Genomic DNA, 25470 nt, shown 5'->3' on the forward strand with positions numbered 1-25470 from the left:
CGCGGTCCGTGTCGAGAGGGCGCGCTTGACCGGTCTGCTGCGATGACGCGATGGGAGACGCCGCGGCGCGGAACTCGACCCGTGCGGGTGGCGATCCGCTGCTCGATCCCGCTGTCGATCTCGACGCCCACGTGGCCGGGCGCCTCGCCGCCGAGCCCGTGCTCTGGCTCGGCACGGTCGACGCCGGCGGCCGGCCGCACTCGGTCCCGGTGTGGTTCGCGTTCGACGACCCGGTGGTCACGGTGTTCAGCCGCCCCGACACCGCGAAGATCGGCCACCTGCGCGCCCACAGCGAGGTCAGCGTCGCGCTCGACGACACCCACGGCGGCGGCGACGTCGTCACCGGGGGCGGCCGGGCCGTGCTCTCCGAGCTCGGGAAGGTGGAGCCCGCGCTCGACGCGTTCGGCGGCAAGTACGCGCCGCTGCTCGGCGACCAGCCCCTCGACGCCTGGCTCATGACGTTCTCGCTGCCGATCGTGGTGACGCTCGAGCGGCTCGTGGTCTGGCGCGGGACGTCCGCCGGCCTCGAGTACCGCTCGCTACCCTCCCGCGGGTGATCACTCCGACCCGTCGCGCGGTGCTCCTCGGCGGGGTCGCGGCGGTGGCCGCGGGGTGTGCCGCGCGGCCGGCTCCGGCGCCCGTGCCCCCACCGGACGCCACGACGCTCCTCGCCGACCTCGAGCGGCAGTCGGGGCGCCGGATCGGGCTGGTCGCGCTGGACACCGGCACCGGACGGGCCGTGCGCCACCGCGCGGGCGAGCGGGTGCTGATGTGCTCGACGGCGAAGGTCCTCGTCGTCGGGGCGGTCCTGCGCCGGCGTCTCGACGACCCGGGTCTGCTCGACCGCACGATCCGCTACACCCCGGCCGACCTCCTGGAGTACGCGCCGACGACCTCACGGTTCGTCGCCACCGGCATGACCGTCGCCGCGCTGTGCGAGGCCGCGATCGTCGTCAGCGACAACACCGCGGTCAACCTGCTCACGGGCCTGCTCGGCGGCCCGGCCGCGAGCACGGCGTTCGTCCGCTCCCTGGGCGACACCGTGACACGTCTCGACCGCCTCGAGCCGGAGCTCAACGAGGCCGCGACCGGCGACGAGCGCGACACGAGCACGCCGGACGCCGTGGCCGCCGACGTGCGGGCGCTGGTGCTCGGCGACGGCCTCGACCCCGCGGGAGGCGACCTGCTCACCGGCTGGATGGTCGCGACCGTCACCGGGACGCAGCAGATCCGCGCCGGGCTCCCGGGTGGCTGGCGCGCGGGCGACAAGACAGGCTCCGGCGCGCAGGGCGAGAGCCACGACGTCGCGGTCGTGTGGCCGTGGGACCGGGCGCCGCTGGTGATCGCCGTGTACACGACCCCGGCCGACCCGGCGAGCACGAACGGCAAGGAGACGATCGCGGAGGCGACGCGGATCGCTCTCGGCGAACTCTGACGGGCTCCCGCCGTCGGGACCGGCGCGGTAGGACGGGACGCGTGGAGTACACGGTCAGCAGGCACGTCGACACCCCGGCGGACGCGGTCTGGGCGGTGATCGCGGACGTCGAGCGGATGCCGGAGTGGACGCCGACGGTGCGGCGCGTGCGGGTCGTCGAGGGCACGACGCTGGCGGTCGGCGCCCGGTTCCGCGTGGAGCAGCCCCGGCTGCCGCCCGCGACCTGGGAGGTCACCGAGCTCGAGCCCGGGCGCTCGTACACGTGGTCCTCGCCCGCGCCCGGGCTGCAGAGCGTCGCGTGGCACCAGGTGGAGCCGACCGGCGAGGGCCGCAGCCGGATCACGCTCGGCATCCGGCAGACCGGACCGTTGTCGTTCGTCGCCGACCTGCTCGGCGGGATGACCCGGCGCTACGTCGACACCGAGATCGCCGGGCTCGCCGAGGCGGCGACGCGTTAGAGCTCCCGCGTGAGGTGGACGCTGTGGCGGTCCGCGCGGTACTCGCCGAACGGCGCGCACGGCACGAAGCCGTGCCGTGCGTAGAGCCGCCGCGCCGGGGCGAAGTGGTCCGCCGCGCCGGTCTCGAGGCTCAGACGCCGGTAGCCGCGGCGACGGGCCTCGGCGACGACGTGCTCGACGAGGCGCGCGCCGACACCTCGCCCCTGGTGAGCCGTCGCCGTGCGCATCGACTTGATCTCGCCGTGGGTGGGGTCGAGCTCGCGCAGCGCGCCGCAGCCCAGCAGGGTCGCGCCGTCCCACACCGTCCAGACGGTCATGTCGGGGCCGCGCAACCCGTCGAGGTCGAGCGCGTGCTTGCTCTCCGGCGGCGAGACCGCGCGCATCTCGGCGAGGTGCTCGTCGAGCAGGGCGGCGATCTCGGGGCCGGCGAGGTCGTCGGTCCGGATCCTCATGGGACGGGCCTCACGGGACGGGGGCGAGCTCCGGGCGCTTCGCCGTGCGCTCGTCGCCGGTGCTGCGGCCCTGCGCCCGGCGCTGCACCCAGGGCAGGAGGTGCTCGCGCGCCCACCGGACGTCCTCCGCGCGCCGGTGACCCCAGCTCGTGGACTCGACGGGCGGCCACGGCGCGTGCCAGTCGATCTCCGGCGGGAGGCCGAGGACCTCGCTGACGCGGGCGGCGACACGGGCGTGCCCGCCGGCGTTGAGGTGCAGGCGGTCGTCGGTGCGGGCGCGCATGTCCGACAGCGGCGGCATCACCCAGAGGTCGACGAGGTACGCGCCCTGCCGGTGCGCGATCTCCCGGATGTGGTCGTTCATCGCGGCGAGGCGCTTGCCGATGAGGTTGAGCAACGGGCTCTCGCGGGTGTCGAAACCGGTGAAGACCAGGACGTCGGCGCCCGTGGCGCGCAGCGTCGCGACCGCGCCCTCCAGACGCTCGGCCAGCGCGGCCGGGTCGGCGCTCGGACGCAGCAGGTCGTTGCCGGCGGCGCAGATGCTCACGAGGTCGGGGCCCATGCGCACGGCCTCGGGCACCTGCGTGCGGATGATCGGGTCCAGCAGCAGCCCGCGGATCGCGAGGTTGGCGTAGCGGAAGCCCGGGTCCTCGCGGGCCAGGCGGGCGGCGACGCGGTCGGCCCAGCCGCGCTCCCGCCCGGTCGTCGGGTCCGGGTCGCCGACGCCCTCGGTGAAGCTGTCGCCCAGGGCGACGTAGCTGCGCCAGCGGGTCGAGACGGTGTCGGTGTCGGCGGTGGTGTCCTGCTCCCCCTTCATGACCACGCCGGCGATTCTGCTCCCCGCCGGGACGGCCGCGGGAGGCGACTCCCGTTTCTAGCGACCGCCGGCCACGTCGAGGACGCTGCCCGTGCAGTACGACGCCTCGTCGCCGAGCAGCCACACGACGGCCGCGGCGACCTCGTCGGCGGCGCCCGCCCGGCCCACCGGCACCGCGGGCCCGATCCGGGCGACCCGGTCGGGCTGCCCGCCGGACGCGTGCAGCTCGGTGTCGATGATCCCGGGACGCACGACGTTGACGCGGACGCCCTCGTCGGCGACCTCCTTCGCCAGCCCGAGCCCCAGGGTGTCGACCGCGGCCTTCGACGCGGCGTAGTCGACGTACTCCCCCGCCGAGCCCAGCCGTGACGCGGCCGAGGACACGAGCACGATCGACCCGCCCGGCCCGTCGTGCGCGGTCGAGAGGCGCCGGACGGCCTCACGGCAGGAGACGACGGCGCCGACGACGTTGACGGCGAGCATCTCGCTGACGCGCTGCGCCGACATCGCGTCCACCCGGGACTTCGGCACGACGACGCCGGCGTTGACGACGACTCCGCCGAGCGGGCCCACCGCGTCGGCCGCGGCGAAGGCGGCCTCGACGTCGGCCTCGACGGCGACGTCGGCGCGGACCGCCGCCGCCTCGACACCCGCTCCCCGCGCCGTGGCGACCACCCTGTCGGCCGCCTCGGCGTCCCCGCGGTACGTCAGGCACACCGACCAGCCCGCGGCGGCCGCACGGGCCACGACCGCGGCACCGATGCCCCGGCTGCCGCCCGTGACCAGGAGGACGGGGCTCGTGCGGCTCATACCGTGAACGCCAGCGACGAGTCGCGGCCGGCGGCCCGGGCGGCGCGGTGCTCGACGATCGTGGTGTGGTCGGCGAGCGAACGGCCCGCGCCCATGCCGGCGAGCACGGCCGCCTCCGCCCGCTCGACCTCCTCGGCGCCCGCGAGCGCCGCGCGCAGCTGGTCGGGCGTCGCCACCGCGAGCCCGTCGTCGTCACCCAGCACGACGTCCCCCGGCCGCACCGGCACCCCGCCGAGGGCGACCGGACCCTCGTCGATCCCGCGCGGGTCGCGGGCGCTCCCGGACGCCGGCGTCGAGCCCCGTGCGTAGACGGGCAGCCCCAGCCGGCGCAGGCCGGCGACGTCGCGGCAGTACCCGTCGATGACGACCCCGGCGAGGCCGCGCCGCGTCGCCTCGGCGGCCACCAGCTCGCCGGCGACGGCGCGGGCGCCGCGCAGCGTGGTCACCACGAGGACCGACCCGGGCGGCGCCTCGCCCGCCGCGACGAGCACCGGGAGGTGGTCGTCGGGGGCGACGACCGTGACCGCGGGGCCGGCCATCCGCACGTCGGGCACCATCGCCCGGATGGCGGGGTCGGGCAGGAGCAGGGTCTTGTCGGCGTCGCAGAGCGAGGACGTGGCGAGGGCACGGACGCGGCCGATCTCCTCGGCGGTGAGGGGTTCCACGGGCCGCATGATGCTCGACGCGGACCCCGCGGGCGACCATGCTCGTGGCCCGTGCCGTCCCCCGTGATCCTCGAGGTGGCCGTCAACGGCGCCACCCCGCGCTCGGTGAACCCCCACGTGCCGCTGAGCCCGGCCGAGGTCGCCGACGAGATGCTCGCCTGCGTCGCCCGCGGGGCGAGCATCGCGCACGACCACCACGAGGCGATGTTCGTGCCCGACGGCGTGCACCCCGTCGAGCCGTATCTCGAGGCCTGGGCGCCGGTGCTCGAGCGCCACCCCGACCTGCTGCTCTACGCGACGATGGCCGCCGGCGCGCGCGGCATCCCGATCGAGACGCGCTGGGCCCACCACGAGGAGCTCGCGCGCCGCGGTCTCGGGGGTCTGAGCCTCGTCGACCCCGGCTCGGTGAACCTCGGCCTGACCAGCGACGGCGCCGTCGCCCCGGCCGCCGCCCCCGGGCCGTACCAGAACAGCCTCGCCGACACCGAGCACATGTTCGCCCGCTGCGCCGCGCACGGCACCGGTCCGTCGATCTCGATCTTCGACCCGAGCTTCCTGCGGGTGGCGCTGACGATGCACCGGCACGGGCGCGTGCCGCCGGGCGCGATCGTCAAGCTGTACTTCGGCGGGAAGCTGGAGTTCGGGCTCCCACCCACCGAGGCCGCGCTCGAGGCCTACCTCGAGATGCTCGCGCCCAGCGGGCTGCCGTGGTCGGTCGCCGTGCTCGGCGGCGACGTCGTCGCGTCCGGGCTCGCCGAGGCGGCGGTCCGCCGGGGCGGGCACCTGCGGGTCGGGCTGGAGGACTTCGCGGGTCCGTCCACGCCGACCAACACCGAGCTCGTCGACGACGTCGTGGCGCTGCTCGCCGACCTCGGGCGGCGACCGGCGACCATCGCCGAGACCCGCGGGATCCTCGGGGTGCCGGCGCGGTGAACGACGCCCTCGCCGACCGCCTGCGCGCCGCCGGCTGCGTGTTCGCCGAGGACGAGGCCGCGCTGCTGCGGATGGCGTACCACGAGGGGCGCGGCGATCTCGAGGAGCTGGTCGTCCGCCGGATCGGCGGGGAGCCGCTGGAGCAGATCGTCGGCTGGGCGGAGTTCGCGGGGCTGCGGGTGGCCGTCGCGCCCGGGGTGTTCGTGCCGCGGCGGCGGAGCGAGTTCCTGGTGTCGTGCGCGCTGCAGGTGATCGGGCCGGGAGCGGTCGTCGTCGACGTGTGCTGCGGGACCGGGGCGATCGGTGCCGCCCTGCTCGCCGCCCGACCGGACCTGGTGCTCCACGCGGCGGACGTCGACCCCGCGGCCGTCGCCTGCGCGCGCACCAACCTGCCCGGCGCCGCGGGGGTCCACACCGGCGACCTGCTCGACGCCCTCCCGCCGGACCTCGTCGGTGGCGTGGACGTCGTCGTCGCGAGCACCCCGTACGTCCCAACCGGCGCCGTCGCCGCCATGCCCGCGGAGGCCCGCGAGCACGAGCCGCTGGTCGCCCTCGACGGCGGGGGCGACGGCATCGACGTCGTCCGCCGGCTCGCGGCGACGGCGACGCGGTGGCTGCGCCCGGACGGCGGCCTGCTCGTCGAGTGCGCGACCCACCAGGCCACGACGGCCCGCGACGCCCTGGAGGGGGTCGGTCTCCTGACGATCGTCGCGCACGACGACGACCGCGACGCCACCGTCGTCGCGGGGGCCCTCGCTGACCCTGCGTGACCAGCGGGTGGGTCAGCGACGCGCCGTCACGGACGCTGAGTGTCCGCAAAGGCACTTCGCTGACACAGGGCGCCCCGCAGACGGTCACTCCCCGCGTTCGGCGGCGCGCTTGCGGCGCTTGCCCTCGTGCATCGCCTGGACGCGGGCGACGGGGATGGTCCGGCCCTCGGCGACGAGCTCGTCGGGCAGCGGCTGGGGCGCCGGGCGGGAGGCGGGGTCCGCCCAGGGGTCGGGCCGGTCGGGCGCGGTGCGGACCGTGATCTCGGACGGCACGACCCTGTCGAGCTCGTCCCAGGAGACCGGGAACGACACCGGCAGGCCGGGGCGCACGCGGGGGCTGTAGACCGCGGCGATCGTCGAACCGCCGGCGCGCGTGGGGTCGACGAACACCTTGCCGCCGCGGTCGGCGCGGATGAACGCGGTCGTCGCGACGTCCGGGTCGAGGCGCTCGACCCGCACCGCGAGCGCCCGGGTGGCGCCGGCGACGTCCTCGTGGGCCGGGCCCGGCGCGAGCGGGACGAGCACGTGGACGCCCTTGGCGCCGGTGGTCTTCACGACGCCCGCGAGGCCGGCCTCGTCGAGGGCGCGGCGCACGAGATGGGCGGCCGCGACGACGGCGTCGAACCCGGCGTCCTCGGGCGGGTCGAGGTCGAGCACGAGGTGCTCGGGCGTGCCCATCGACGCGGCGCGCACGAGGGTCGGGTGGTACTCGATGGCGCGCTGGTTGGCGAACCACAGCAGCGTGCGGCGGTCGTCGCACAGCGCGTAGGCCACCTCGCGGTGCGAGGTCTCGGCCCAGAACGACACCGTGCGCACGAAGTCCGGCGCGTACTTCGGGACGTTCTTCTGCATGAACGGCTTCTGCCCGCGCAGCGCGCGCACCACGGACAGGGGCCGGCCCGCGAGCGCGGGCAGCAGGCGCGGGGACATCACGTCGAGGTAGTCGACGAGCTCGCGCTTGGTCACCCCCGCGCCGGAGAACAGCTCCTGATCGAGGTTGGTGAGGGCGACGCCGTCCCGCTCCTCGGCGGGTCCGCGTCCGGGGGATCCCGTTCCGGCCACCGCGTCACCTTCCTGCTCAGGGGCACATCGGGCAAGGCTCGGCGACACGGCGGGGGGTCCCGGTCGGGCGCCACCGGAATGAGAGAGTCCCCGCCCGGCAGCGCGGGAGACCACGGAGAGCATCCGGAGCGTCACCCCGAGGGACCACCCGGACAGACCACTCGTCCGTGGGAGCCGCGGTGCCGTTGAGAGGGATGCGCCGCCGACACCCGTCGCGGCGCGAACCGTCCGAGAGGAGCACGGTGGGTCGGCACACGTGGATGGGCATCGCGGCTCGAGCGCAGGACACGCGCCGCCGCCTGGGCGGGCGCGTCGTCGCGATCGTCCTCGGCCTGATCGCGATCGCGGGTCTCGGCGGCGGTGCCGTCGCGATGGCCGCGCCCCGGGCGGCCATGCCGTGCGAGGACAACGTCAAGGCCTGCGCCCGCCTGTCGACGAACGAGGCGTGGCTCTCCGACGGCAAGGGCAACATCATCCGCGGCCCGGTGCGGATGAACCACGGCTCGCCCGGCAACGAGACCCCCACGGGCTTCTTCGCCGTGCAGCGCAAGGAAGAGGTCCACCTCTCCAAGGAGTACAACAACGCGCGGATGCCGTGGTCGGTCTTCTTCGACGGCAACGGGCGCGCGTTCCACGGCGGCGACCCCGCCCGCCAGTCGGCCGGCTGCGTGCGCCTCGCCGACCCCGACGCCCAGGCCTTCTTCAACGGCCTGAACGTCTACGACCGCGTGCAGATCGTCCCGTAGCCCCACGTGAGCGAACTTTGGGCCTATAGGCCCAAAGTTCGCTCACATACGCTTGAGCCGCAGCGAGCGCAGGCGGTTCAGGGCGGCGGCGACCTCGTGGCGCCGGGGGCGGGCGAGGTCCTCGGAGCGGCCGTCGAGCAGCGCCGCCAGCCCCCGCCGGCCGAGCTCGGCGTCCAGCAGGTCGAGGCCCTCGGCGAGTGTGATCGTCCCGTCGAGCACCCCGTCGCCCAGGAGCGCCAGCGCCCGCCCGATGCCGGCGACCTGCGAGCGGTCGGTGATCTGCTCGACCGCGCCCAGGTCGATGTCGTCCTCGCCGAACGTCAGCCGGTCGCGCCCGCGCGCGGTGACCCGGCGCCTGCCCTTCGCCGTCGGGTCCAGCGAGGCCGGGTCGACGACGCGCGGTGCGACCGCCGGGAAGCCGGTGTGCTCGACGGTGCGCGACGGGCCGGCCGCGGCGATCTCGTGGGCCCGCCCAGTGACGTCCGACGCCCGGTAGGCGTCCATCATGATCACGGTGTCGGCGACGCCGAGGTAGTCGCCCGACCCGCCCATGACCAGCACCGTCGACACCCCGCGCTCGGCGTGCAGCGGGCGCACCCGCTCCACGAAGGGCACGAGCGGCTCGGTGGCGATCAGCTGCTGCATCCGCCCGTCGCGGATCATCATGTTCGTCGCCGAGGTGTCCTCGTCGATGAGCAGCACGTCCGCGCCCGCCTCGACCGCCTCGACCGTCGACGCGGCCTGGCTGGTGGAGCCCGAGGCGTTGGTGGTCGAGAAGTCGTCGGTGGGTTCGCCGGAGGGCAGGTGGGCGACGAACGCCGAGACGTCGTCGTGGACGACCGCGCGCCCGTCCTCGGCCCGCAGCTTGACCGCGTCCGGCCGGGTGACCACCTGCTCGCGGCCGTCACCGGGCACGTGGTCGTAGACGCCGGCCTCCAGGGCGCGCAGCAGCGTCGACTTGCCGTGGTACCCGCCGCCGACGATCAGCGTGACGCCCTCGGGCACGCCCATCCCGGTCACGCGGCCGGCGTTCGGCGCCTCGAGCGTCACCGCCAGGGACGCCGGACCGCCGAACGGCGTCGCGCCCTCCATCGGACGGTCGTCCACGCCGCTGCGCCGGGGCAGCACCGCGCCGTCGGCGACGAACGCGACGAGCCCGCGGTCGGCCAGCGCGCCGCGCAGCGCGACCGCGTCCTCGACGGTCTCGACGAAGGCCCGCGCCGCGTCCTGGTCGACCGACGACCAGGACAGCGCGGTGCGCGCCGCCTCCGGGAGCGTCTCACCCAGCAGCGTCGCGGCCTCGCGCCCGAGGATGCGTCGCTTCGGCCCGGGGAACGGGACGCCGACCTCGACGGTCACGGCGCCCCCGGCGTCGACCGTGCCCGCGCTGCGCTCGAGCACCTCGGGCCCGCCCGCGTCGACGTGCACCGGCGTGCCCCGCAGCCGGCGGCGCAGCCCGCGCAGCAGGAACCCCGCGAGCGCACGGCGTCGGTCGGGGGTGGCGACGAGGTCGGCGGGGATGCCGGTGTCGTCGAGGGTCAGGCGGACCCGGCTCGGCGGCGCGAACGGGTCGGCCTGGACACGGAGGACCTCCAGGCCGATCGCTCCCGACGGGTCGGGCTCCCCTATCGGCGTGCTCCCCTCACTGCTGCGCCTCCCGGACACCGTCCACTGACCGGACAGCGACTTGTAGCGCCCGTAGCTCGCACCATCGAGGGAACGCAGGGCGGCGGCGAGGTCGTCACGACGGGACATCGACGGCCGGAGTGCCCATCGCGGACACGTGGCAACCCGCCGCGACCTCGGACGTCTCACGAAAGAACCGATCATCCTCCACGACCCGACCCCGATGCGCAGCAGCGAAGTTGCGCCCGCCATAGTGGAAAGAGACCCGACACAGACGTCGTGCACCGTCGGCGCGGAGCCGCTGCGCCGCCCACCTCCGGGGGGAGCACCCGTGATCGTCCTCGGCCTCTCAGGCCTCCCGCACTCGCAGGACCACCTCCGTCGTACGCACCCGGGCATCTCGAAGCTCGACGAGCGCATCTGCCAGGGGCTGGACAGCGCGGCGGCGATCATCGTCGACGGCCGGCTCGTCGCCGCGGCCGCCGAGGAGCGGTTCACCGGCGACAAGGGCACCGGGGCGCTGCCGCTGTCCGCCATCGACTACTGCCTGCGCGAGGCCGGCGTGTCCCGCGAGGACGTCGACCTCATCGCCCACGGCTTCGACTACGAGCGCCACCGCCGCGCCTTCGAGATCACCGGCGCGCCGTTCGACGAGGTCTACGCCAGCGCGACGGTGATCGACGGTCTCACCGAGGCCGGCTGGACGCGCGTCGCCGAGCGCTTCCGCCCCGTGCGCCACCACGTCTCCCACGCCGAGTCGGCCCTGGCGGCGAGCGGCTTCGACTCCGCGCTGGTCGTGGTCAGCGACGGCATGGGCGAGGCCGAGTCGATGACCATCTACCGGGCCGCCGGCGGCGAGCTGGAGAGCCTGCACACCCAGTCGATCGCGACGTCGCTGGGCATCCTCTACGGCATCGCGACGCGGTTCCTGGGCTTCCAGTTCAACTCCGACGAGTACAAGGTCATGGGCCTCGCGCCCTACGGCGACCCGGAGCGCTTCCGCCCGGTGTTCGAGAAGCTCGCCCGCTTCGACGCCGACCGTGGCGCCGTGGTCGTCGACTGGCCGGCCGGCGCCCTCGCCGAGCCCGAGAACGGCTACCCGCACGCCCGGGCGTTCCTCGCCGAGGCCGCGTTCACCCCCTCCGAGCCCGACGGGTCGATCCAGCGCGACGAGGCCGACTTCGCGGCGTCGCTGCAGGCCCGGCTCACCGACCTGCTGGTCGACCTCGTCTCCTACTGGCTCGAGCGCACCGGCGAGCGGCACCTCTGCCTCGCCGGTGGCACGTTCCTCAACTGCAAGTCCAACCAGTCGATCGCCGACCTGGCCCTCGACGGGATGTTCGTGCAGCCCGCCTCCGGCGACGACGGGTCGGCGCTCGGCGCCGCGTACCACGTCGCCCGGACCGAGGGCGGCGGGCTCGCCCCGGTCACCGGGCCGTTCGACCCGTACCTCGGCCCGCAGTACACCGAGGACGACGTCCGCGCCGCGCTCGAGGCCCGCCCCGACCTGACCTGGCGGTACGTCGGGCAGACCGACGAGTACTACGCGGCCGCCGCCGACGACATCGCCGCCGACCGGATCATCGCCTGGTTCTCGGGCCGGATGGAGTTCGGCCCGCGCGCGCTGGGCAACCGCTCGATCCTGGCCCGCCCCGACGGCGAGCGAATCAAGGACCGGATCAACGGCGCGGTGAAGTTCCGCGAGGCCTTCCGGCCGTTCGCGCCCGCGGTGCTCGACGAGGACGTCGACCGCCTGTTCGTCACGCGGAACTTCGAGCCCGACCGCTACATGCTCTGCACCGCGCACGTCCGCCCCGAGGCCCGCGGGACGGTCGACGGGATCGTCCACGCCGACGACTCGGCGCGGATCCAGACCGTGCGCCCGGACCTGGCGCCGGGGTTCCACCGCCTGCTGACCGGCGTGCGCGAGCGCACCGGCGCCGGCGTCACGGTGAACACCTCGTTCAACGTCAAGGGCCAGCCGCTGATCATGGACCCGGCGACGGCGATCGACACGTTCGCCGGGATCGCGCTCGACAGGCTCTACATCGAGGGCTTCGTCGTGGAGGGGAAGACCCAGTGAGCCTGACCGTCTACTCGACCTGCCCGCAGTCCAAGGACGTCGCCCCCGGCGAGTACCTCGACGCCGTGGCCGCGACGGCCCGGTGGAGCGAGGAGGCCGGCTGCGCGGGGATGCTGGTCTACACCGACAACTCGATCGCCGACCCGTGGCTGGTCTCCCAGACCGCGATCGCGGCGACCGAGCGGCTCGCCCCGCTCGTCGCCGTGCAGCCGGTGTACATGCACCCGTACACGGCGGCGTCGATGGTGTCGTCGCTGGCGTACCTGCACGGCCGGTCGGTGCACCTGAACATGCTCGCGGGCGGGTTCAAGAACGACCTGGTCGCGCTCGGCGACCGCACCGAGCACGACGACCGCTACGCGCGCACCGTCGAGTACACCCAGATCCTCACCGGCCTGCTGCGCGGCGAAACGGTGACGCGTGACGGTCGTTGGCACCAGGTGGAGAACCTCAAGCTCACGCCGGCGTGCCCGCCGGAGCTGCTGCCCGAGGTGCTCATCTCCGGGTCGTCGCCGGCCGGGCGCGCCGCGGCCGAGGAGATCGGCGCGACGCCGATCCGCTACCCGGAGCCGCTGGCCGAGACCGACCCGGCGGACGCCCCGAGCGGCGGCGGGGTGCGGATGGGGATCATCGCCCGCGAGGACGCCGACGAGGCCTGGCGCGTGGCGCACGAGCGCTTCCCGGCCGACCGCAGCGGTCAGGTCGCCCACGCGATGGCCATGCGGGTCTCGGACTCGCACTGGCACCACCAGCTCGCGCGCCGCACGAAGACCGCGACCCCGCCGGCCGAGCTGGGCAGCGAACCGGAGCCGTACTGGCTCGGCCCGTTCGAGAACTACCAGTCCTTCTGTCCCTACCTCGTCGGGTCGCACGACCGCGTCGCGGCCGAGGTCGCCCGCTACCTCGAGCGCGGCGTCGAGGTGTTCGTGCTCGACATCCCGCCGGACCCCGAGGACCTGGGGCACGCGGGCGAGGTGTTCTCCCGGGCCGGCGCGGCGGTGGGCGCGTGACCGCGTTCGACGGGGCGACCCACCTGCAGGACCTCCTCGCGTCGTCCGCCGAGCGCCACGCGGACCGCACCGCGATCGTCGGCGCCGACGAGACGATGACCTACGCCGAGCTCGACGGCGCGGTCAACCGGATCGCCCACGTGCTCCTCGCGCACGGCCTGCGCCCGGGCGGCCGGGTCGGCGTGCTCGCGGAGAAGGCGCCGTGGACGATCGCAGCGCTCATCGGGACGCTGCGCGCGGCCGGGGCCTACGTGCCGATCGACCCGGCGGGCCCGGCGTCGCGGGTCGCGCGCATCGTCGCGGCCGCCGAGCCGGAGATCGTGCTCGTCGACGCGGCCTCGCGCCCGCTGCTCGACGAGGTCCTCGCCGAGCTGCCGCCCGACGCGACGCCGGTGATCGGCGCGCTCGACACGCAGGACGGGGTCGCCTTCACGCGCGCCGACCTGCTCGGGGCCTCCGCGGAGACACCGGGCATCGCCCCGGTCGACCTCGCGCACCTGCTGTTCACGTCGGGATCCACCGGCGTACCCAAGGGCGTGATGATCACCCACGACACGGTGCTCGCGTTCGTCGACTGGGCGGTGCGCCACTACGGCACGAAGCCCGGCGACCGCGTCTCCGGGCACCCGCCGCTGCACTTCGACCTGTCGACCTTCGACATCTACGGGACGCTGTCCGCCGGCGCCGAGCTGCACCTCGTGCCGGCGTCCCTGGGCGTCGACCCGCGGGCCACCGCGGCGTTCATCCGCGACCGGGCGCTCACGCAGTGGTTCTCGGTGCCCAGCGTGCTGACCTACCTGGCCCGCTTCGAGGCCGTCGCGCAGGACGACTTCCCGGCCCTCGAGCGGCTCCTGTGGTGCGGCGAGGTGCTGCCGACCCCGGTGCTCGCGCACTGGATGCGCCGGCTGCCCCACGTGCGTTTCTCCAACCTCTACGGGCCGACCGAGGCCACGATCGCGTCGAGCGTCTACGACGTGCCGGAGGTCCCCGCCGACGAGACGGTGCCGGTCCCCATCGGGCGGGCCTGCGACGGCGAGGAGCTCCGCGTGCTCGACGAGTCGATGGCGCCGGTGCCCCCGGGCGAGATCGGCGACCTGTGGATCGGCGGCGCCGGGCTCTCACCGGGCTACTGGCGCGACCCGGAGAAGACCGCGGCGGCGTTCCGCCCGGACCCCTCCGGTGAGCGGCTCTACCGCACCGGCGACCTCGCGCGGGTGGACGACCGGGGCGTGACGCACTTCCTGGGGCGCGCCGACTCGCAGATCAAGAGCCGGGGCTACCGGATCGAGCTCGGCGAGATCGAAGCGGCTCTCGCCACCGTGCCGGGGATCCGTGAGCTGGCCGTGGTCGGCGTCGATACCGGCGGCTTCGAGGGCACGACGATCTGCTGCGCGTACTCGGTGGCCGAGGGGCACGTCCTGCCCGCCACCGACGTGCGCCGCCAGGTCGGCGAGCTCGTGCCGAAGTACATGGTCCCGGCGCGGTGGGCCGAGATGGACGACCTGCCCCACAACGTCAACGGGAAGATCGACCGGCCGGCGCTGCGGGAGCACTTCGCGCCCGTGGGTGCCGCGACAGGAGGACGCTGACGATGCCCGACGCCACCACCGGTGCGTTGACCGACCAGCTCACCGACCTCGTCCGAGACCGGCTCGGAGTCGAGGTGCCGTCCTCGGACACCGACCTCGTCGCCGACGGCCTGCTGGACTCCCTGGCCCTGGTCACGCTCATCGTCGGGATCGAGGACACGTTCGGCTGCAGGCTGCCGCTCGACGACTTCGACATCGACCGCTTCCGCAGCGTCGACGCGATGGCCGCGTTCCTCACCGAGAGCGGGGTGACCGCGTGAGCGCGCCCACGGCGGACCAGGCCGACCTCGGCGAGATCGACGGGCACCTCTCGGCGGTGCTCGAGGCGCTCAGCGCGCCCCCGGCCGACCGCGACCCCCTGCTGTGGGCCGCGCACGAGGCCGCGCTGTGCGCCCGGGAGCTGCTCGCGATGCGCACCGGCGGCGACGAGGCCGACTGGGCCTCGGTGCTCGCGTCGGCGCGGGCCTCGATGGCCGCGGTGTCGTACGCCCGCCGGGAGGCCGGTTCCTGAAGCCGCCGCGGGCCGCTCGTAGGCTCGCGCCGTGATCGTCGGCCTGACCTTCGCGGTCCTCGCGCTCGCCCTGGCGTGGGCGCTGTGGTGCGCGGTCTCCGCGGCCGTCGGCCAGGCCCCGACGATCCGGCACCGCGTCGGGCTGCTGGTGCTCGAGGCCGTCGCGCTCGTGCAGGCGCTGGTGCTCGTCGTCGGGCTCGTCGTGCTGGGCGGGCGGACGACCGGCGCCGTCGTCGAGATCGTCGGCTACCTGATCGCGACCCTGGTGGTCCTCCCGATCGGGGCGGCGCTGGCCCACGGCGAGCGCACCCGGTACGGCTCGGTGGTGCTCGCGGTCGCGGGCGTCACGCTCGCCGTGCTCTCCCTGCGGACCGGGCAGGTCTGGACGGTGACGGGTGCCTGAGCGTCGCTTGAGCGCCGGCCCGGGCCGCGTGCTGCTCGTCGTCTACGTCGTCTTCGCGATCTCGGCCGGTGCCCGGGCGCTGTACCAGATCGCGGTGCAGTTCGAGCGCGCGCCGGAGGCCTACCTGCTCTCGGCGTTCGCCGCCGCCGTCTACCTGGTCGCCGCGGTCGCGCTCGGGCGGGGCGCCCGCCGGGTCGCCCTGGTGGCGGTGGTCGTGGAGCTCGTCGGCGTGCTCGGGATCGGGACGCTGTCGCTGCTGCGCCCGGAGGACTTCCCCGACCCGACGGTGTGGTCGGACTTCGGCATCGGCTACGGCTTCGTCCCCGTCGTTCTCCCGATCCTGGGCCTGCTCTGGATCCGTCGCGTCTCGCCCACGTGAGCAGTTGGCGCCCCTATCAGGGCGCCAACTGCTCGCGGAGGAGGTCGGTGAACGCCTCGGGCTGCTCCAGGTTCGGGTAGTGCGCGGCGTCGGGAATCTCCACGACGCGGCCGTCCGGTGCTTCCGCCGCCAGCTCCCGGGCCAGGCGCCGGTGGTCGGGCCAGTCGAGCTCGCCGACCACCGCGAGGACGGGCACCGCCAGCGCCGTCGAGCGCTCGCGGGCGTCCGGCACCGGCGTCGGCGGCACCGGCGGGCCGTCGGGGACGTGGCGCTGCAGCGTCGTCCGGACCATGGCGCGGACGTGGTCGATCACGGCGGGCTCGATGTCGGCGAGCGCACGGTCCGGGCCGGAGCTCAGCCGCAGGAAGATCTCCACCCACGCGTCGGGGTCGCGCTCCTGCTCCGCGCGGGCCCAGCGGGCGAACAGGTCGAGGATCGCGGGGTCGCGGAACTCGGGCTCCCCCGCGCCCGCACCGCTGACGACGAGCCGGTCGACCAGCTCGGGCGCCTCGAGCGCGACGTCGACGGCGGTGCGCGCGCCGAGCGAGATGCCCACGAGCGCCGCCGGCCCCGTGTCGAGGGCGCGCAGGAGGGCGACGACGTCGTCGGCGTGGCGGAACGGCGAGTCGGGGGTCGGCGACCACCCGTGCCCGCGCAGGTCGGGGACGACGACGCGGCGGCGGCGCGCGAGCTCGGCGACCTGGGGCTCCCAGAGCCGGTGGTCGAGGGCGCCGGCGTGCAGGAGCACGACGGGCGGGCCGTCGCCGCGGTCGAGGTGGTGCAGCATGACACCCAAGGTGTCATGTCTCGGCCACTGTGACAACATGGGTGTCATGACCGACCCCGGGGCCCGGCTGGCCGAGGTGTTCGACGTGCTCGGCCCGCTCTACCGCCGCGGCGTGCGGGCCGTGGAGCGCGAGGGCGGCATGCCGGTGGGCGTGCGCGCGGTGCTCGACGCGCTGGCGGGGTGCGGCGCGACGACGGTGCCGGCGCTCGGGCGCACGCTCATGCTGAGCCGGCAGTTCGTGCAGCGCTCGGTCGACGACGCCGCCGGCCGGGGCTGGGTGCGCACGCGGGAGAACCCGGCGCACCGCCGCTCGGTGCTCGTGGAGCTGACGGAGGCCGGGGACGAGGTGCTCGCCGACGTGCGCGACGGCGAGCGCCGCGAGCTCGCGGCGGCCGCCGCCGACCTCGATCCCGCCGACCTCGACGCCTGCCTGCGCGTGCTCCGGACCCTGAGCGCCCGTCTGCTGGACCACCCGATGTGAGCGGAATCCCCGGCGATGGCCGGGAAGTCCGCTCACGGAGGCCGGTCAGCCCAGCCCGGTGCCCGCGACGCCCCGGCGCCAGTAGCCGTCGAGGTCGACGGCGGCGGTGGGGAGCAGCGCGCGCAGGCGCCGGCGCACGGGGCGCAGCGCGCCGGCCTCGGCACCCATCCACGCGAACCCCTCCCCCGCCGGCGGGGTGAAGGCCGCGACGGCGTCGTCGAGCAGGGTCGTCGTGCCCGGCGCGGCGCCGTCACGGTGGCGCCAGTCGACCGTCACGTGCGCCGGCAGGTCGCCCAGATAGGCCTCCTCGACGGCGTCGGCGACCTCCACGACGACGTGCACGGGCACCGTCGGCAGCTGGTCGATCCAGCGCGCCAGTGCCGGCAGCGCGGTCTCGTCGCCGCCGAGCAGGTACCAGGCGCGCGGCGCGACGACGGCGCTCGACCGCGGCCCGTAGATCCACAGGGCACCCCGCGGGTCCTCGGCCCACGTCCCGGCGAGCCCGCCGCCGTGGCGCACGAGGTCGACGTCGACCGTCCCCGCGGCGGGATCGAGGCGGCGCAGCGTGTACTCGCGGTACGGCCGGGGCGCGCCCGCCGGCGGGGCGACCAGTCCCCGCGCGGAGAACTGCGGCTCGGGCGGCTCCTCTCCCGGCGCCGGCGGGAAGAAGAGCTTCGCGTGGTCGGTCGGGCCCGTGACGGGCAGGTCGTGCAGGTCACCGGCCAGGCGCACGCGGCGGATCCGCGGGGTCACGTCGAGCACCTCGACGACCTCGACACGTCGCGGCCGCCGGGCGTGCTCGGAGTGCTCGACGTGCGAGACGACCGGGGCGTCGCGGACCACCATGCCCGCCACGCTAGCGAGCGGCCCCGCGGGGACCGCCGGCACGGCTCACGCCGTCCGCTCCGGCGACGCGGTGAACATCGCGAGGATACCGCGCGGCGCGTCGTCGCCGAACATCAGCCCGTAGAGCTCGGAGCCGTCGGTGGCGGCTGCCTCGCCGCGGACGAACATCGCCTCCTCGTACGCGGCGAGCGCGGCCTCGACGTCGTCTGGGTGTGCGGCGAGCACCAGGCCGAGCTCGGCCCCGTCCTCCATCGCGATGTTCGCGCCCTCGCCGTTCGGGGGCGCGAGGTGGGCGGCGTCGCCGACGAGCGTCACGCCCGGCACCCGATCCCACCGGTGCCCGATCGGCAACGTGTGCAGGGGGCGCAGCACGGGGTCGGTGTCGCTGTCGGTGATCAGCGCCGTGAGCTCCGGCGCCCAGCCCGCGAACTCCCGCGCGACGGCCGCCGTGGCCGCCGCCGGGTCGTCGAAGTCGATCCCGCGGAACCACTCCCGCGGCCGGGCCAGCGCGACGTAGGTGTGCAGGGTCCCGCCGCTCTCCCGGTGGGCCTGGATGCCCTGGCCCGGCGCCAGCGCCATGAGCGAGCCGCCGCCGACGACCGCCGCCGCCGCCGGATGGCGGGTGTCGCCGTCGTGCAGCCAGGTCTCGACGAAGGAGCAGCCGCTGTACTCCGGGATCGCGGCGGAGAGCAGCGGACGGACCCGCGACCACGCGCCGTCGGCGCCGACGAGCAGCTCCGTGGTGACGCTCGTGCCGTCGGCGAGGGCGACCTCGTGGCGTCCTCCGCCGAGCGGGCGCACCGCGCTGACCTTGTGGCCCCAGCGGACGGCACCCGCCGGCAGGGAGTCGAGCAGGAGGCGGCGGAGCTCGGCGCGCTGCACCTCCGGGCGCCCACCCTCTCCATCGTCGGGCACGTCCAGCAGGACGGTGCCGTCCGGCTCCAGGACGCGCATCGCCTCGCGGCCCTCGAGGACGAGCGCGCGGAACGGCTCGGTGAGGCCAGCCGCCTCGAGGGCGGGCTGGCCGTTCCCGGCGTGGATGTCGAGCATCCCGCCCTGGGCGCGCGACGTCGGCGAGGGTTCGGCCTCGTAGACCGTGACCCCGACGCCGTGGACGTGCAGGACGCGGGCCAGGACGAGCCCGCCGAGGCCGGCGCCGATGATCGTGACGTGGGTGGTGGTCATGGTGGCTACCCGTCTCTGGAATGTCGTTCCAGGACAAAGATTGGAACGCCGCTCCAGAGATGTCAAGATGAGGCATGGCACGGCGGACGGAGGCGCTCTCCCGCGCGCGGATCGTGGACGCGGCGGTGGAACTGCTGGACGCCGCCGGCGAGGGCGGACTGACGTTCCGGGCCCTCTCCGAGCGGCTCGCGACCGGCCCCGGCGCGATCTACTGGCACGTCGCGAACAAGGACGAGCTGCTGGCCGCCGCGACGGACGCGGTGGTGGACGCCGCGCTGGCCGACGAGCCCTGCGTCGCATCCCCGCGCGACGCCGTCCGCGCGGTCGCCCTCGGCCTGTTCGACGCGATCGACGAGCACCCCTGGGTCGCGGGGCAGCTCTCCGCCGGCTCCTGGCAGGCGACGGCACCCCGCATCTTCGAGAGCGTCGGCCGGCAGGTCCGTGCCCTGGGTGTGCCGCAGCGCGAGTGGTTCACGGTGGCGTCGGTGGTGGTGCAGTACATCCTCGGCGCCGCCGCGCAGAACGCCGCGAACGCCCGAATCCTCGGCCCGGACGTCGACCGCGGGGAGTTCCTCGGCACGGTGGCGTCGACGTGGGAGGAGCTCGACCCCGAGGACTACGCGTTCACCCGCACCGTCGCCGACCAGATGCGCGAGCACGACGACCGCGAGCAGTTCCTCGCGGGGATCGACCTCGTGCTCACCGGCGTCACGACGACCCACCCACCGCGCTAGTCGCGCACCCGGTAGCGCAGGTGGACGGCGCCGCTCGGGAACCGGCGCTCGCCGACGAGCTCGAGTGACCGGCGCAGGCCGTCGGGGAGGAAGCGCGTCCCGCCGCCGACGACGACCGGGAGCACCACCGGCGCGATCTCGTCGACCAGGCCGGCCGCGAGCGCCGCCGACGCGAGCCCCGGCCCGTCGACGGTGACGTCACCGGCCTCCTTGAGCACCTTCACGGCGTCGGCGTCGAACTCCCGCTCGATCCGCGTCCGGGCGCTGGAAACCGCCTCGAGCGTCCGGGAGTAGACGATCTTGTCGGCGGCCTGCCAGGTGCGGGCGAACTCCGCCATCTCCGGCGGCTCGTCCGGCAGCTCGTGGGCGGTCTCCCAGAACACCATCGTCTCGTACATCCGCCGCCCGTAGAGGAACGTGCCGACGTCGCGGACGGACTCCTCCATGGCCCGGTGGAGCTCCAGGTCCTCGGTGATGCCCCAGCCGAACTCGCCCTCGGCGTCGGCGGTGTAGCCGTCGAGCGTGGTCATCATCGAGTAGATCAACCGACCCATCGGCCCTGCTCCGATCTGGTTGCGTTCTGCAAGTGGTCCGGAGCGTAGCGGTTCGTGCTACATCTCGGGAATGCTTCACGACCTCGTCGACGCGGTCGGCGCCGAGCACGTGGTGGCGGGCGACGACCCGAGGGTCGCCGACCTCTGCCGCGACGAGGCGCTCGGCGTCCCCGCCGGCAAGCCCGCGTACGTGGTGTGGCCCGCGGACCGCGACGAGGTCGCGGCCGTCGTCCGGGTCGCGCGGTCGACCGGGGCGAGCGTGACGGCGCGCGGGGCGGGCACGGGCCTGTCCGGCGCCGCGACGCCCGACGACGGTGCCGTGCTCGTGTCGTTCGCGCGCATGGACCGCGTCCTCGAGGTCGACCCGGTCGACGCCGTGGCCGTGGTCCAGCCCGGCGTCACGCTCGGCGACCTCGACGCGGCCGCGGGCGAGCACGGGCTGACCTACCCGGTGCACCCGGGCGAGCTCTCCGCGTCGGTCGGCGGCACGGTCGCGACGAACGCGGGCGGGATGCGCGCGGTGCGCTACGGCGTCACCCGCGCGCACGTGCTCGGGCTGGAGGCGGTGCTCGCCGACGGGTCGGTCGCGCGCACCGGGGGGCGGCTGGTGAAGGTGTCGTCGGGCTACGACCTCACCCAGCTGCTGATCGGCTCCGAGGGCACGCTGGCGCTGGTCACCGAGGTCGTCGTCCGGCTGCACCCGCAGCTGCCCGCGCGGCGCACGGTGCTGGCCCCGTTCCCGTCGGCCGAGGCGGTGACCGCCGCGGTCGGGCAGGTGCTGGCGTCCGGGCTCGCGCCCTCGGTGTGCGAGTACCTCGACGGCCCGACGATGCGGGCGGTCTGCGACGCCGCCGACCTCACGCTGGGCCTGCCCGACGACCTCGTCGACGCCGACCACCTGCTGGTCGAGCTCGCCGGCCGGCGCCAGGAGCGGGTCGACGAGGACGCCGAGGAGCTCGCGGCCCTGCTCGGCGCGGCCGGCGCCGCCGACGTCTTCGACCTGGCCGCGGGTTCGGCGCGCCGGCTGGTCGAGGCGCGGGAACGGGCGTTCTGGGCGGTGAAGGCGGCGGGCGCCGACGAGATCGTCGACCTCGTCGTGCCCCGGTCGGCGATGGCGACGTTCCTGGCCCGTGCCCGCGCCGCCGGCGACGCCCACGGCGCCCGGGTGCTGGGCTGCGGCCACGCGGGCGACGGCAACGTCCACCTCGCCGTCTTCCAGTCCGACCCCGCGCGGCTGGCCGCGACGCTGCACGACGTGTTCGCCGCCGGTGTCGCGCTGGGCGGTGCGATCTCCGGTGAGCACGGGGTCGGACGCGCCAAGGCCGGACACCTCGCCGACCTCGGCGACCCCGTCGCGCTCGACGTCGTCCGACGGGTCCGGGCGGCCCTCGACCCGGACGGCACGCTCAACCCCGGCTGCGGGCTGCGCCGCTAGGGTGACCGCCGTGGCGGAGCTGGTCATCGCCCGCAACCCCGACCCGGGGTCGTCGCTGGGCTACCTGATCTGGCTGCCGCTCGGCGACGGCCTGGTGTTCCGCACCTCGGACACGTGGCCGCGCACCAAGGCGCTGTACTGCCACCCGGCCGAGCCCGAGGAGTGGCCGGCCGACCCCGACGTCGTCGAACGGACCCCGTTGCGCTCGTGCGCCCGGCGCGGCGCCGCCATCGACGTCGTGCTCGACCGCTCCCGCGAGAACCGGTCCCAGATCGTCTACACGCGCGGCCGCGGGCGCGACATGGTGTTCTGGCAGTCCCCACGCACGCGCAAGCAGGCCCGGCCCCAGGTCCGGACGCCCACCGCGCGGCCCGCGGGCCTGGACGACGACGGGATCGAGATCGTCGTCGACGCCCACGAGCGCTACCCGTACACGTTCTCCGCCCAGCGGGCGGGCACCGTCCGGCGGACGCTCCCGGCCGGCGACTACGGCGTCGTCCTCGACGGGACGCTGGTGGCCTCGGTCGAGCGCAAGTCGCTGTCGGACCTCATCTCCAGCGTCGCGAGCGGGCGGCTGCGCTTCGCGCTGGGCGAGCTCGCGGCGCTGCCGCGGGCGGCCGTCGTCGTCGAGGACCGGTGGTCGCGGGTGTTCGCCCAGCGCCACGTCCGTCCCGCGCGGGTCGCCGACTCCCTCGCGGAGCTGCAGGTGCGGTGGCCCGCCGTCCCGATCGTCTTCGCCGAGACGCGGCCGCTGGCCGAGGAGTGGGCCTACCGCTATCTCGCCGCCGCGCTGGCGTGGGCCCGCGACGAGCACGCCATCGGTGCCCGCCTCCCCGGCGCGGCCCCGGAGCTGCCGGCGGGGACGGCACCCGAGCCGTCCACCGCCGAGGTCCGCGCGTGGGCGCGGGACCAGGGCATCGACGTGCCGGACCGGGGCCGGCTGCGGCCCGAGGTCTGGGCGCGCTACCGGGAGGCACACGGTTGCCCCGACGCGGCCGCCGACCGAGACTCGTGAGCATGGGCAACGATCCCGAGGTCCTCGTCATCGGGGCCGGCTTCGCCGGGCTCTACACGATCCACCGGCTCCGCGGGCTCGGGATCGCCGTCCACGGGCTGGAGGCGGCCGACGACGTCGGCGGCACCTGGTACTGGAACCGCTACCCCGGAGCCCGGTGCGACTCCGAGAGCTACTACTACTGCTACTCCTTCTCCCGCGAGCTGGAGCAGGAGTGGGAGTGGTCCGAGCGCTACCCCGGCCAGGCGGAGATCCTCTCCTACCTCGAGCACGTGGCCGACCGGTTCGACCTGCGGCGGTCCTTCTCGTTCTCGACCCGCGTCGTCGCGGCGGAGTGGGACGGCGACCGGTGGGTGGTCGACACCGCGGACGGCACGCGGTGGACCTGCCGGTGGCTGGTGACCGCGGTCGGCTGCCTGTCGTCGGCGAACGTCCCGGACATCCCGGGGCTCGAGTCCTTCGCCGGGACCTGGCACCACACCGGGCAGTGGCCGCACGAGGGTGTCGACGTCACGGGGCAGCGGGTCGGCGTCGTCGGCACCGGGTCGACGGGTATCCAGGCGATCCCGGTGCTCGCGGCGGCCGCCGGGCACCTGACGGTGTTCCAGCGGACGGCGAACTTCTCGATCCCCGCCCGCAACGCGCCGCTCTCGGCCCCCGAGGCGGCGGCGTACAAGGCGGACTACCCGTCGATCCGCGCCGTCCAGCAGGCCTCGACGAACGGGCACCCGTTCGTCGTCAGCGACGTCGACACGCTGGCCCTGCCCTCCGACGAACGCCGCGACCTGTTCGAGCGGGCCTGGGAGCGCGGCGGGCTGCGCTTCCGCGCCGCGGTGCGCGACGTGCTCACCGACCCCGCCGTCAACGAGCAGGCCTCCGACTTCATCCGCTCGAAGATCCGCTCGACGGTGCGCGATCCCGAGGTCGCCGAGACGCTGCTCCCGCGCGACCACCCCTTCGCGACCAAGCGCCCGCCGATCGACACCGAGTACTTCGAGACCTACAACCGCCCGAACGTGACGCTGGTCGACGTGCGGGCCGACCCGATCGCGGAGATCACGCCGGACGGGGTGCGCCTCGCGTCCGGCGCGGAGCACGGGCTCGACGTGCTGGTCTTCGCCACCGGCTTCGACGCGCTGTCGGGGCCGTTGCTGCGGCTCGGGATCCGCGGTCGCGACGGGGTCGCGCTCGCCGACGCGTGGGCCGAGGGCGCCGCGACGTACCTGGGGCTCGGCGTCGCCGGGTTCCCGAACCTGTTCACGATCACCGGCCCGGGCAGCCCGTCGGTGCTGACGAACATGCCGACCTCGATCGAGCAGCACGTGGACTGGATCGCCGACCTCGTTGCGCACCTGCGGGCCCGCGACCTCGACGCCGAGCCGACGCCGGACGCGCAGGAGCGGTGGGCCGAGCACGTGCGCGAGGCGGCGGACGCGACGCTGCTCCCGCAGGCGGCGAGCTCCTGGTACCTGGGCGCGAACGTGCCGGGCAAGCCCCGCGTCTTCCTGCCCTACGCCGGCGGCTTCGCGCGGTACCGGGAGATGTGCGACGCCGAGGCGGGCGCGGGGTATCCGGGCTTCGCACTCCGGGAGCGGCAGGAGCGGGCGAGCGCCTGACGGCGCGGGTGTTCTGTGACGCCGTCGCCGGTGATCAGGAGCGCGTGGTGCACCGGGGCGCGCGGACCGGAGTCGATGACGCGCCCGTGATCTCCGGTGAGGGCTTGCGGCCCGGGTGAGCGCCGGCGAGAGGCGCTCTGCGCGTGATCCGGACGGTTGGCGACCTGCCGAACGTGCTCCTCGCGTGTCGTGCCGCGGTGCTCGCGCGGCGTGCGGCGATGCTCGCGCCCCGTCGTCCCCGGCTCGGCGTGTCGCGCCGGCGAGCATGTGGCGATCCTGGCGTCACACGCCAGGAAAGCCGCATTCCTCGCACACCCCGGGCGCCGGTGTGCCCCTCGCCGCGACGAAGGCCCGGGTGATCGTGGTGGCTTTCCTGACGTTCAGCGTCAGCGTGGACGCCAGGCTGACACGCCCACCCCGGACCACGACGTCAGGCCGTCTGGAGGGCCGGGCGGTCGGGGTGGTCGGCGCGGACCACGAGGTCGGCGACGGCGACGGGGTCGACCTCGTCCTCGTAGCGGGCGTAGGCGGGCAGGGTCCAGGCCTCGTCGGCCGGGGTGCGCCGCTGCAGCACGGTGGCCGACAGGGCGAGGTGCACGGTCAGGTCGGCCGGCAGGCCCCGCCCGAGGAGCAGGGGGCCGTCGACCACCACGACACCGGACTCGGGCAGCGCGACCCGCTCCGCGCGCACGGCCCGGTCGACGTCGACGTCCCAGAAGCGGGGCAGCACCTGCCCGCTGCCGCCGGGCTCGACCGGTGCGAGGACCTCGCGCACGAGCGCGCCGGCGTCGAGCCAGTCGTCGTAGAACGCGTCCGGGTCGGTGCGCCCGCGTTCGAGGCGCACCGACGCCGGGCGCAGGTAGTCCCACGCGGAGACCCGCACGACGGGCCGCGAGCGCACCCGCAGCGGATCGACCAGCGCGTCGGCGAGCACGTCGGGACGCGCGGGCGGCGCGCCGTCGACGAGCACCCGGACGCGGCCCGGCGCGGCACGGTCGATCGCCGCGACGAGCTCGGCGGCGAGGGCCTCGGGGGTCAGCGGACGGATGGGCACCCGTCCCAGGGTGC

29 protein-coding genes are annotated in these 25470 nt (G+C 75.3%); 18 read left to right on the forward strand and 11 right to left on the reverse strand.

Going from position 1 to position 25470, the window contains the following annotated elements:
* Positions 1–50: 50 nt before the first annotated feature.
* The 3 genes from ACR9E3_RS10330 to ACR9E3_RS10340 are packed head-to-tail and all read left to right on the forward strand — an operon-like array spanning position 51 to position 1893.
* Positions 51–557: a pyridoxamine 5'-phosphate oxidase family protein gene (locus ACR9E3_RS10330; protein WP_460380151.1), complete on the forward strand. Its 507-nt coding sequence runs from the start codon at positions 51–53 to the stop codon at positions 555–557.
* Positions 554–1435 (forward strand): class A beta-lactamase, encoded by an 882-nt coding sequence (gene bla / locus ACR9E3_RS10335; RefSeq protein WP_460380152.1) that lies wholly within the window; start codon positions 554–556, stop codon positions 1433–1435. The genes ACR9E3_RS10330 and bla overlap by 4 nt, the downstream gene beginning before the upstream one ends.
* 41 nt (positions 1436–1476) lie before the next feature.
* Positions 1477–1893 (forward strand): SRPBCC family protein, encoded by a 417-nt coding sequence (locus tag ACR9E3_RS10340; RefSeq protein WP_460380153.1) that lies wholly within the window; start codon positions 1477–1479, stop codon positions 1891–1893.
* Here ACR9E3_RS10340 and ACR9E3_RS10345 read toward each other — a convergent pair.
* From ACR9E3_RS10345 to ACR9E3_RS10360, 4 genes are read right to left on the reverse strand one after another with little or no spacing between them, the layout of a single operon-like run.
* A complete protein-coding gene (locus ACR9E3_RS10345) occupies positions 1890–2345 on the reverse strand; it encodes a GNAT family N-acetyltransferase (protein WP_460380154.1) in 456 nt (151 codons plus the stop codon). The genes ACR9E3_RS10340 and ACR9E3_RS10345 overlap by 4 nt on opposite strands.
* A 10-nt stretch (positions 2346–2355) precedes the next feature.
* Positions 2356–3162 carry an SGNH/GDSL hydrolase family protein gene (locus tag ACR9E3_RS10350; protein ID WP_460380399.1) on the reverse strand — a complete coding sequence of 269 codons (807 nt, stop codon included), beginning with the start codon at positions 3160–3162 and terminating at the stop codon, positions 2356–2358.
* Positions 3163–3219: 57 nt separating this feature from the next.
* Entirely contained in the window at positions 3220–3972 is a 753-nt protein-coding gene (locus tag ACR9E3_RS10355) for an SDR family oxidoreductase (protein WP_460380155.1), read from the reverse strand.
* Complete coding sequence (locus ACR9E3_RS10360) at positions 3969–4637, reverse strand: RraA family protein (RefSeq protein ID WP_460380156.1); 669 nt, start codon at positions 4635–4637, stop codon at positions 3969–3971. Before ACR9E3_RS10360 ends, ACR9E3_RS10355 begins: the two co-directional genes overlap by 4 nt.
* Before the next feature lie 51 nt (positions 4638–4688).
* Between ACR9E3_RS10360 and ACR9E3_RS10365 the strand changes: the two genes are divergently transcribed.
* Together ACR9E3_RS10365 and ACR9E3_RS10370 are read left to right on the forward strand one after the other, a co-directional pair.
* Entirely contained in the window at positions 4689–5570 is an 882-nt protein-coding gene (locus ACR9E3_RS10365; protein WP_460380157.1) for a beta-keto acid cleavage family enzyme, read from the forward strand.
* Complete coding sequence (locus tag ACR9E3_RS10370; protein ID WP_460380158.1) at positions 5567–6340, forward strand: putative protein N(5)-glutamine methyltransferase; 774 nt, start codon at positions 5567–5569, stop codon at positions 6338–6340. The genes ACR9E3_RS10365 and ACR9E3_RS10370 overlap by 4 nt, the downstream gene beginning before the upstream one ends.
* A gap of 84 nt (positions 6341–6424) precedes the next feature.
* On the opposite strand, the gene ligD is transcribed toward ACR9E3_RS10370, so the two are convergent.
* Positions 6425–7402, reverse strand: coding sequence for a non-homologous end-joining DNA ligase (ligD, locus tag ACR9E3_RS10375; protein WP_460380159.1), 978 nt, complete (start codon positions 7400–7402; stop codon positions 6425–6427).
* A 242-nt stretch (positions 7403–7644) separates the two neighbouring features.
* Between ligD and ACR9E3_RS10380 the strand changes: the two genes are divergently transcribed.
* Positions 7645–8148: a L,D-transpeptidase gene (locus ACR9E3_RS10380; RefSeq protein ID WP_460380160.1), complete on the forward strand. Its 504-nt coding sequence runs from the start codon at positions 7645–7647 to the stop codon at positions 8146–8148.
* A 42-nt stretch (positions 8149–8190) separates the two neighbouring features.
* On the opposite strand, the gene ACR9E3_RS10385 is transcribed toward ACR9E3_RS10380, so the two are convergent.
* Positions 8191–9903 carry a P-loop domain-containing protein gene (locus ACR9E3_RS10385; protein ID WP_460380161.1) on the reverse strand — a complete coding sequence of 571 codons (1713 nt, stop codon included), beginning with the start codon at positions 9901–9903 and terminating at the stop codon, positions 8191–8193.
* Between the two features lie 202 nt (positions 9904–10105).
* Here ACR9E3_RS10385 and ACR9E3_RS10390 point away from each other — a divergent pair, with 202 nt between their 5' ends.
* From ACR9E3_RS10390 to ACR9E3_RS10420, 7 genes are read left to right on the forward strand one after another with little or no spacing between them, the layout of a single operon-like run.
* On the forward strand, positions 10106–11857 hold the full coding sequence (locus ACR9E3_RS10390; protein ID WP_460380162.1) for a carbamoyltransferase family protein: 1752 nt from the start codon (positions 10106–10108) through the stop codon (positions 11855–11857).
* Positions 11854–12867, forward strand: a complete 1014-nt coding sequence (locus tag ACR9E3_RS10395; protein WP_460380163.1) for an LLM class flavin-dependent oxidoreductase — start codon at positions 11854–11856, stop codon at positions 12865–12867. The genes ACR9E3_RS10390 and ACR9E3_RS10395 overlap by 4 nt, the downstream gene beginning before the upstream one ends.
* Complete coding sequence (locus ACR9E3_RS10400; protein ID WP_460380164.1) at positions 12864–14456, forward strand: amino acid adenylation domain-containing protein; 1593 nt, start codon at positions 12864–12866, stop codon at positions 14454–14456. The genes ACR9E3_RS10395 and ACR9E3_RS10400 overlap by 4 nt, the downstream gene beginning before the upstream one ends.
* A 2-nt stretch (positions 14457–14458) precedes the next feature.
* The gene (locus ACR9E3_RS10405) at positions 14459–14716 is read left to right on the forward strand and encodes an acyl carrier protein (RefSeq protein WP_285657731.1); all 258 of its coding nucleotides are present in this window, start codon (positions 14459–14461) and stop codon (positions 14714–14716) included.
* On the forward strand, positions 14713–14967 hold the full coding sequence (locus ACR9E3_RS10410) for a hypothetical protein (RefSeq protein WP_285657729.1): 255 nt from the start codon (positions 14713–14715) through the stop codon (positions 14965–14967). The genes ACR9E3_RS10405 and ACR9E3_RS10410 overlap by 4 nt, the downstream gene beginning before the upstream one ends.
* Positions 14968–14998: 31 nt before the next feature.
* Positions 14999–15370 carry a hypothetical protein gene (locus tag ACR9E3_RS10415; protein WP_460380165.1) on the forward strand — a complete coding sequence of 124 codons (372 nt, stop codon included), beginning with the start codon at positions 14999–15001 and terminating at the stop codon, positions 15368–15370.
* 7 nt (positions 15371–15377) lie between these two features.
* Positions 15378–15749, forward strand: coding sequence for a hypothetical protein (locus ACR9E3_RS10420; RefSeq protein ID WP_460380166.1), 372 nt, complete (start codon positions 15378–15380; stop codon positions 15747–15749).
* Positions 15750–15765: 16 nt separating this feature from the next.
* Here the strand turns inward: ACR9E3_RS10420 and ACR9E3_RS10425 are convergent, their stop codons facing one another.
* Positions 15766–16536 (reverse strand): alpha/beta fold hydrolase, encoded by a 771-nt coding sequence (locus ACR9E3_RS10425; RefSeq protein WP_460380167.1) that lies wholly within the window; start codon positions 16534–16536, stop codon positions 15766–15768.
* 46 nt (positions 16537–16582) lie between these two features.
* Here ACR9E3_RS10425 and ACR9E3_RS10430 point away from each other — a divergent pair, with 46 nt between their 5' ends.
* A complete protein-coding gene (locus ACR9E3_RS10430; RefSeq protein WP_460380168.1) occupies positions 16583–17017 on the forward strand; it encodes a MarR family winged helix-turn-helix transcriptional regulator in 435 nt (144 codons plus the stop codon).
* Between the two features lie 45 nt (positions 17018–17062).
* Here ACR9E3_RS10430 and ACR9E3_RS10435 read toward each other — a convergent pair whose 3' ends face one another.
* Together ACR9E3_RS10435 and ACR9E3_RS10440 are read right to left on the reverse strand one after the other, a co-directional pair.
* Positions 17063–17863: a siderophore-interacting protein gene (locus ACR9E3_RS10435; RefSeq protein ID WP_460380170.1), complete on the reverse strand. Its 801-nt coding sequence runs from the start codon at positions 17861–17863 to the stop codon at positions 17063–17065.
* 45 nt (positions 17864–17908) lie between these two features.
* The gene (locus ACR9E3_RS10440; protein ID WP_460380171.1) at positions 17909–19048 is read right to left on the reverse strand and encodes an FAD-dependent oxidoreductase; all 1140 of its coding nucleotides are present in this window, start codon (positions 19046–19048) and stop codon (positions 17909–17911) included.
* Positions 19049–19122: 74 nt separating this feature from the next.
* Here ACR9E3_RS10440 and ACR9E3_RS10445 point away from each other — a divergent pair, with 74 nt between their 5' ends.
* Positions 19123–19782 (forward strand): TetR/AcrR family transcriptional regulator, encoded by a 660-nt coding sequence (locus ACR9E3_RS10445; protein WP_460380172.1) that lies wholly within the window; start codon positions 19123–19125, stop codon positions 19780–19782.
* On the opposite strand, the gene ACR9E3_RS10450 is transcribed toward ACR9E3_RS10445, so the two are convergent.
* Entirely contained in the window at positions 19779–20336 is a 558-nt protein-coding gene (locus ACR9E3_RS10450) for a dihydrofolate reductase family protein (RefSeq protein ID WP_460380173.1), read from the reverse strand. The genes ACR9E3_RS10445 and ACR9E3_RS10450 overlap by 4 nt on opposite strands.
* A 61-nt stretch (positions 20337–20397) precedes the next feature.
* Between ACR9E3_RS10450 and ACR9E3_RS10455 the strand changes: the two genes are divergently transcribed.
* The 3 genes from ACR9E3_RS10455 to ACR9E3_RS10465 are packed head-to-tail and all read left to right on the forward strand — an operon-like array spanning position 20398 to position 24402.
* The gene (locus ACR9E3_RS10455; protein WP_460380401.1) at positions 20398–21771 is read left to right on the forward strand and encodes an FAD-binding oxidoreductase; all 1374 of its coding nucleotides are present in this window, start codon (positions 20398–20400) and stop codon (positions 21769–21771) included.
* 10 nt (positions 21772–21781) lie between these two features.
* Positions 21782–22786: an ERCC4 domain-containing protein gene (locus ACR9E3_RS10460; protein WP_460380174.1), complete on the forward strand. Its 1005-nt coding sequence runs from the start codon at positions 21782–21784 to the stop codon at positions 22784–22786.
* 2 nt (positions 22787–22788) lie between these two features.
* Positions 22789–24402, forward strand: a complete 1614-nt coding sequence (locus tag ACR9E3_RS10465; RefSeq protein ID WP_460380175.1) for a flavin-containing monooxygenase — start codon at positions 22789–22791, stop codon at positions 24400–24402.
* A gap of 430 nt (positions 24403–24832) precedes the next feature.
* On the opposite strand, the gene ACR9E3_RS10470 is transcribed toward ACR9E3_RS10465, so the two are convergent.
* On the reverse strand, positions 24833–25456 hold the full coding sequence (locus tag ACR9E3_RS10470) for a nucleoside/nucleotide kinase family protein (RefSeq protein WP_460380176.1): 624 nt from the start codon (positions 25454–25456) through the stop codon (positions 24833–24835).
* Between the last annotated feature and the right edge of the window lie 14 nt (positions 25457–25470).

This window comes from Actinomycetospora sp. C-140, assembly GCF_054796175.1.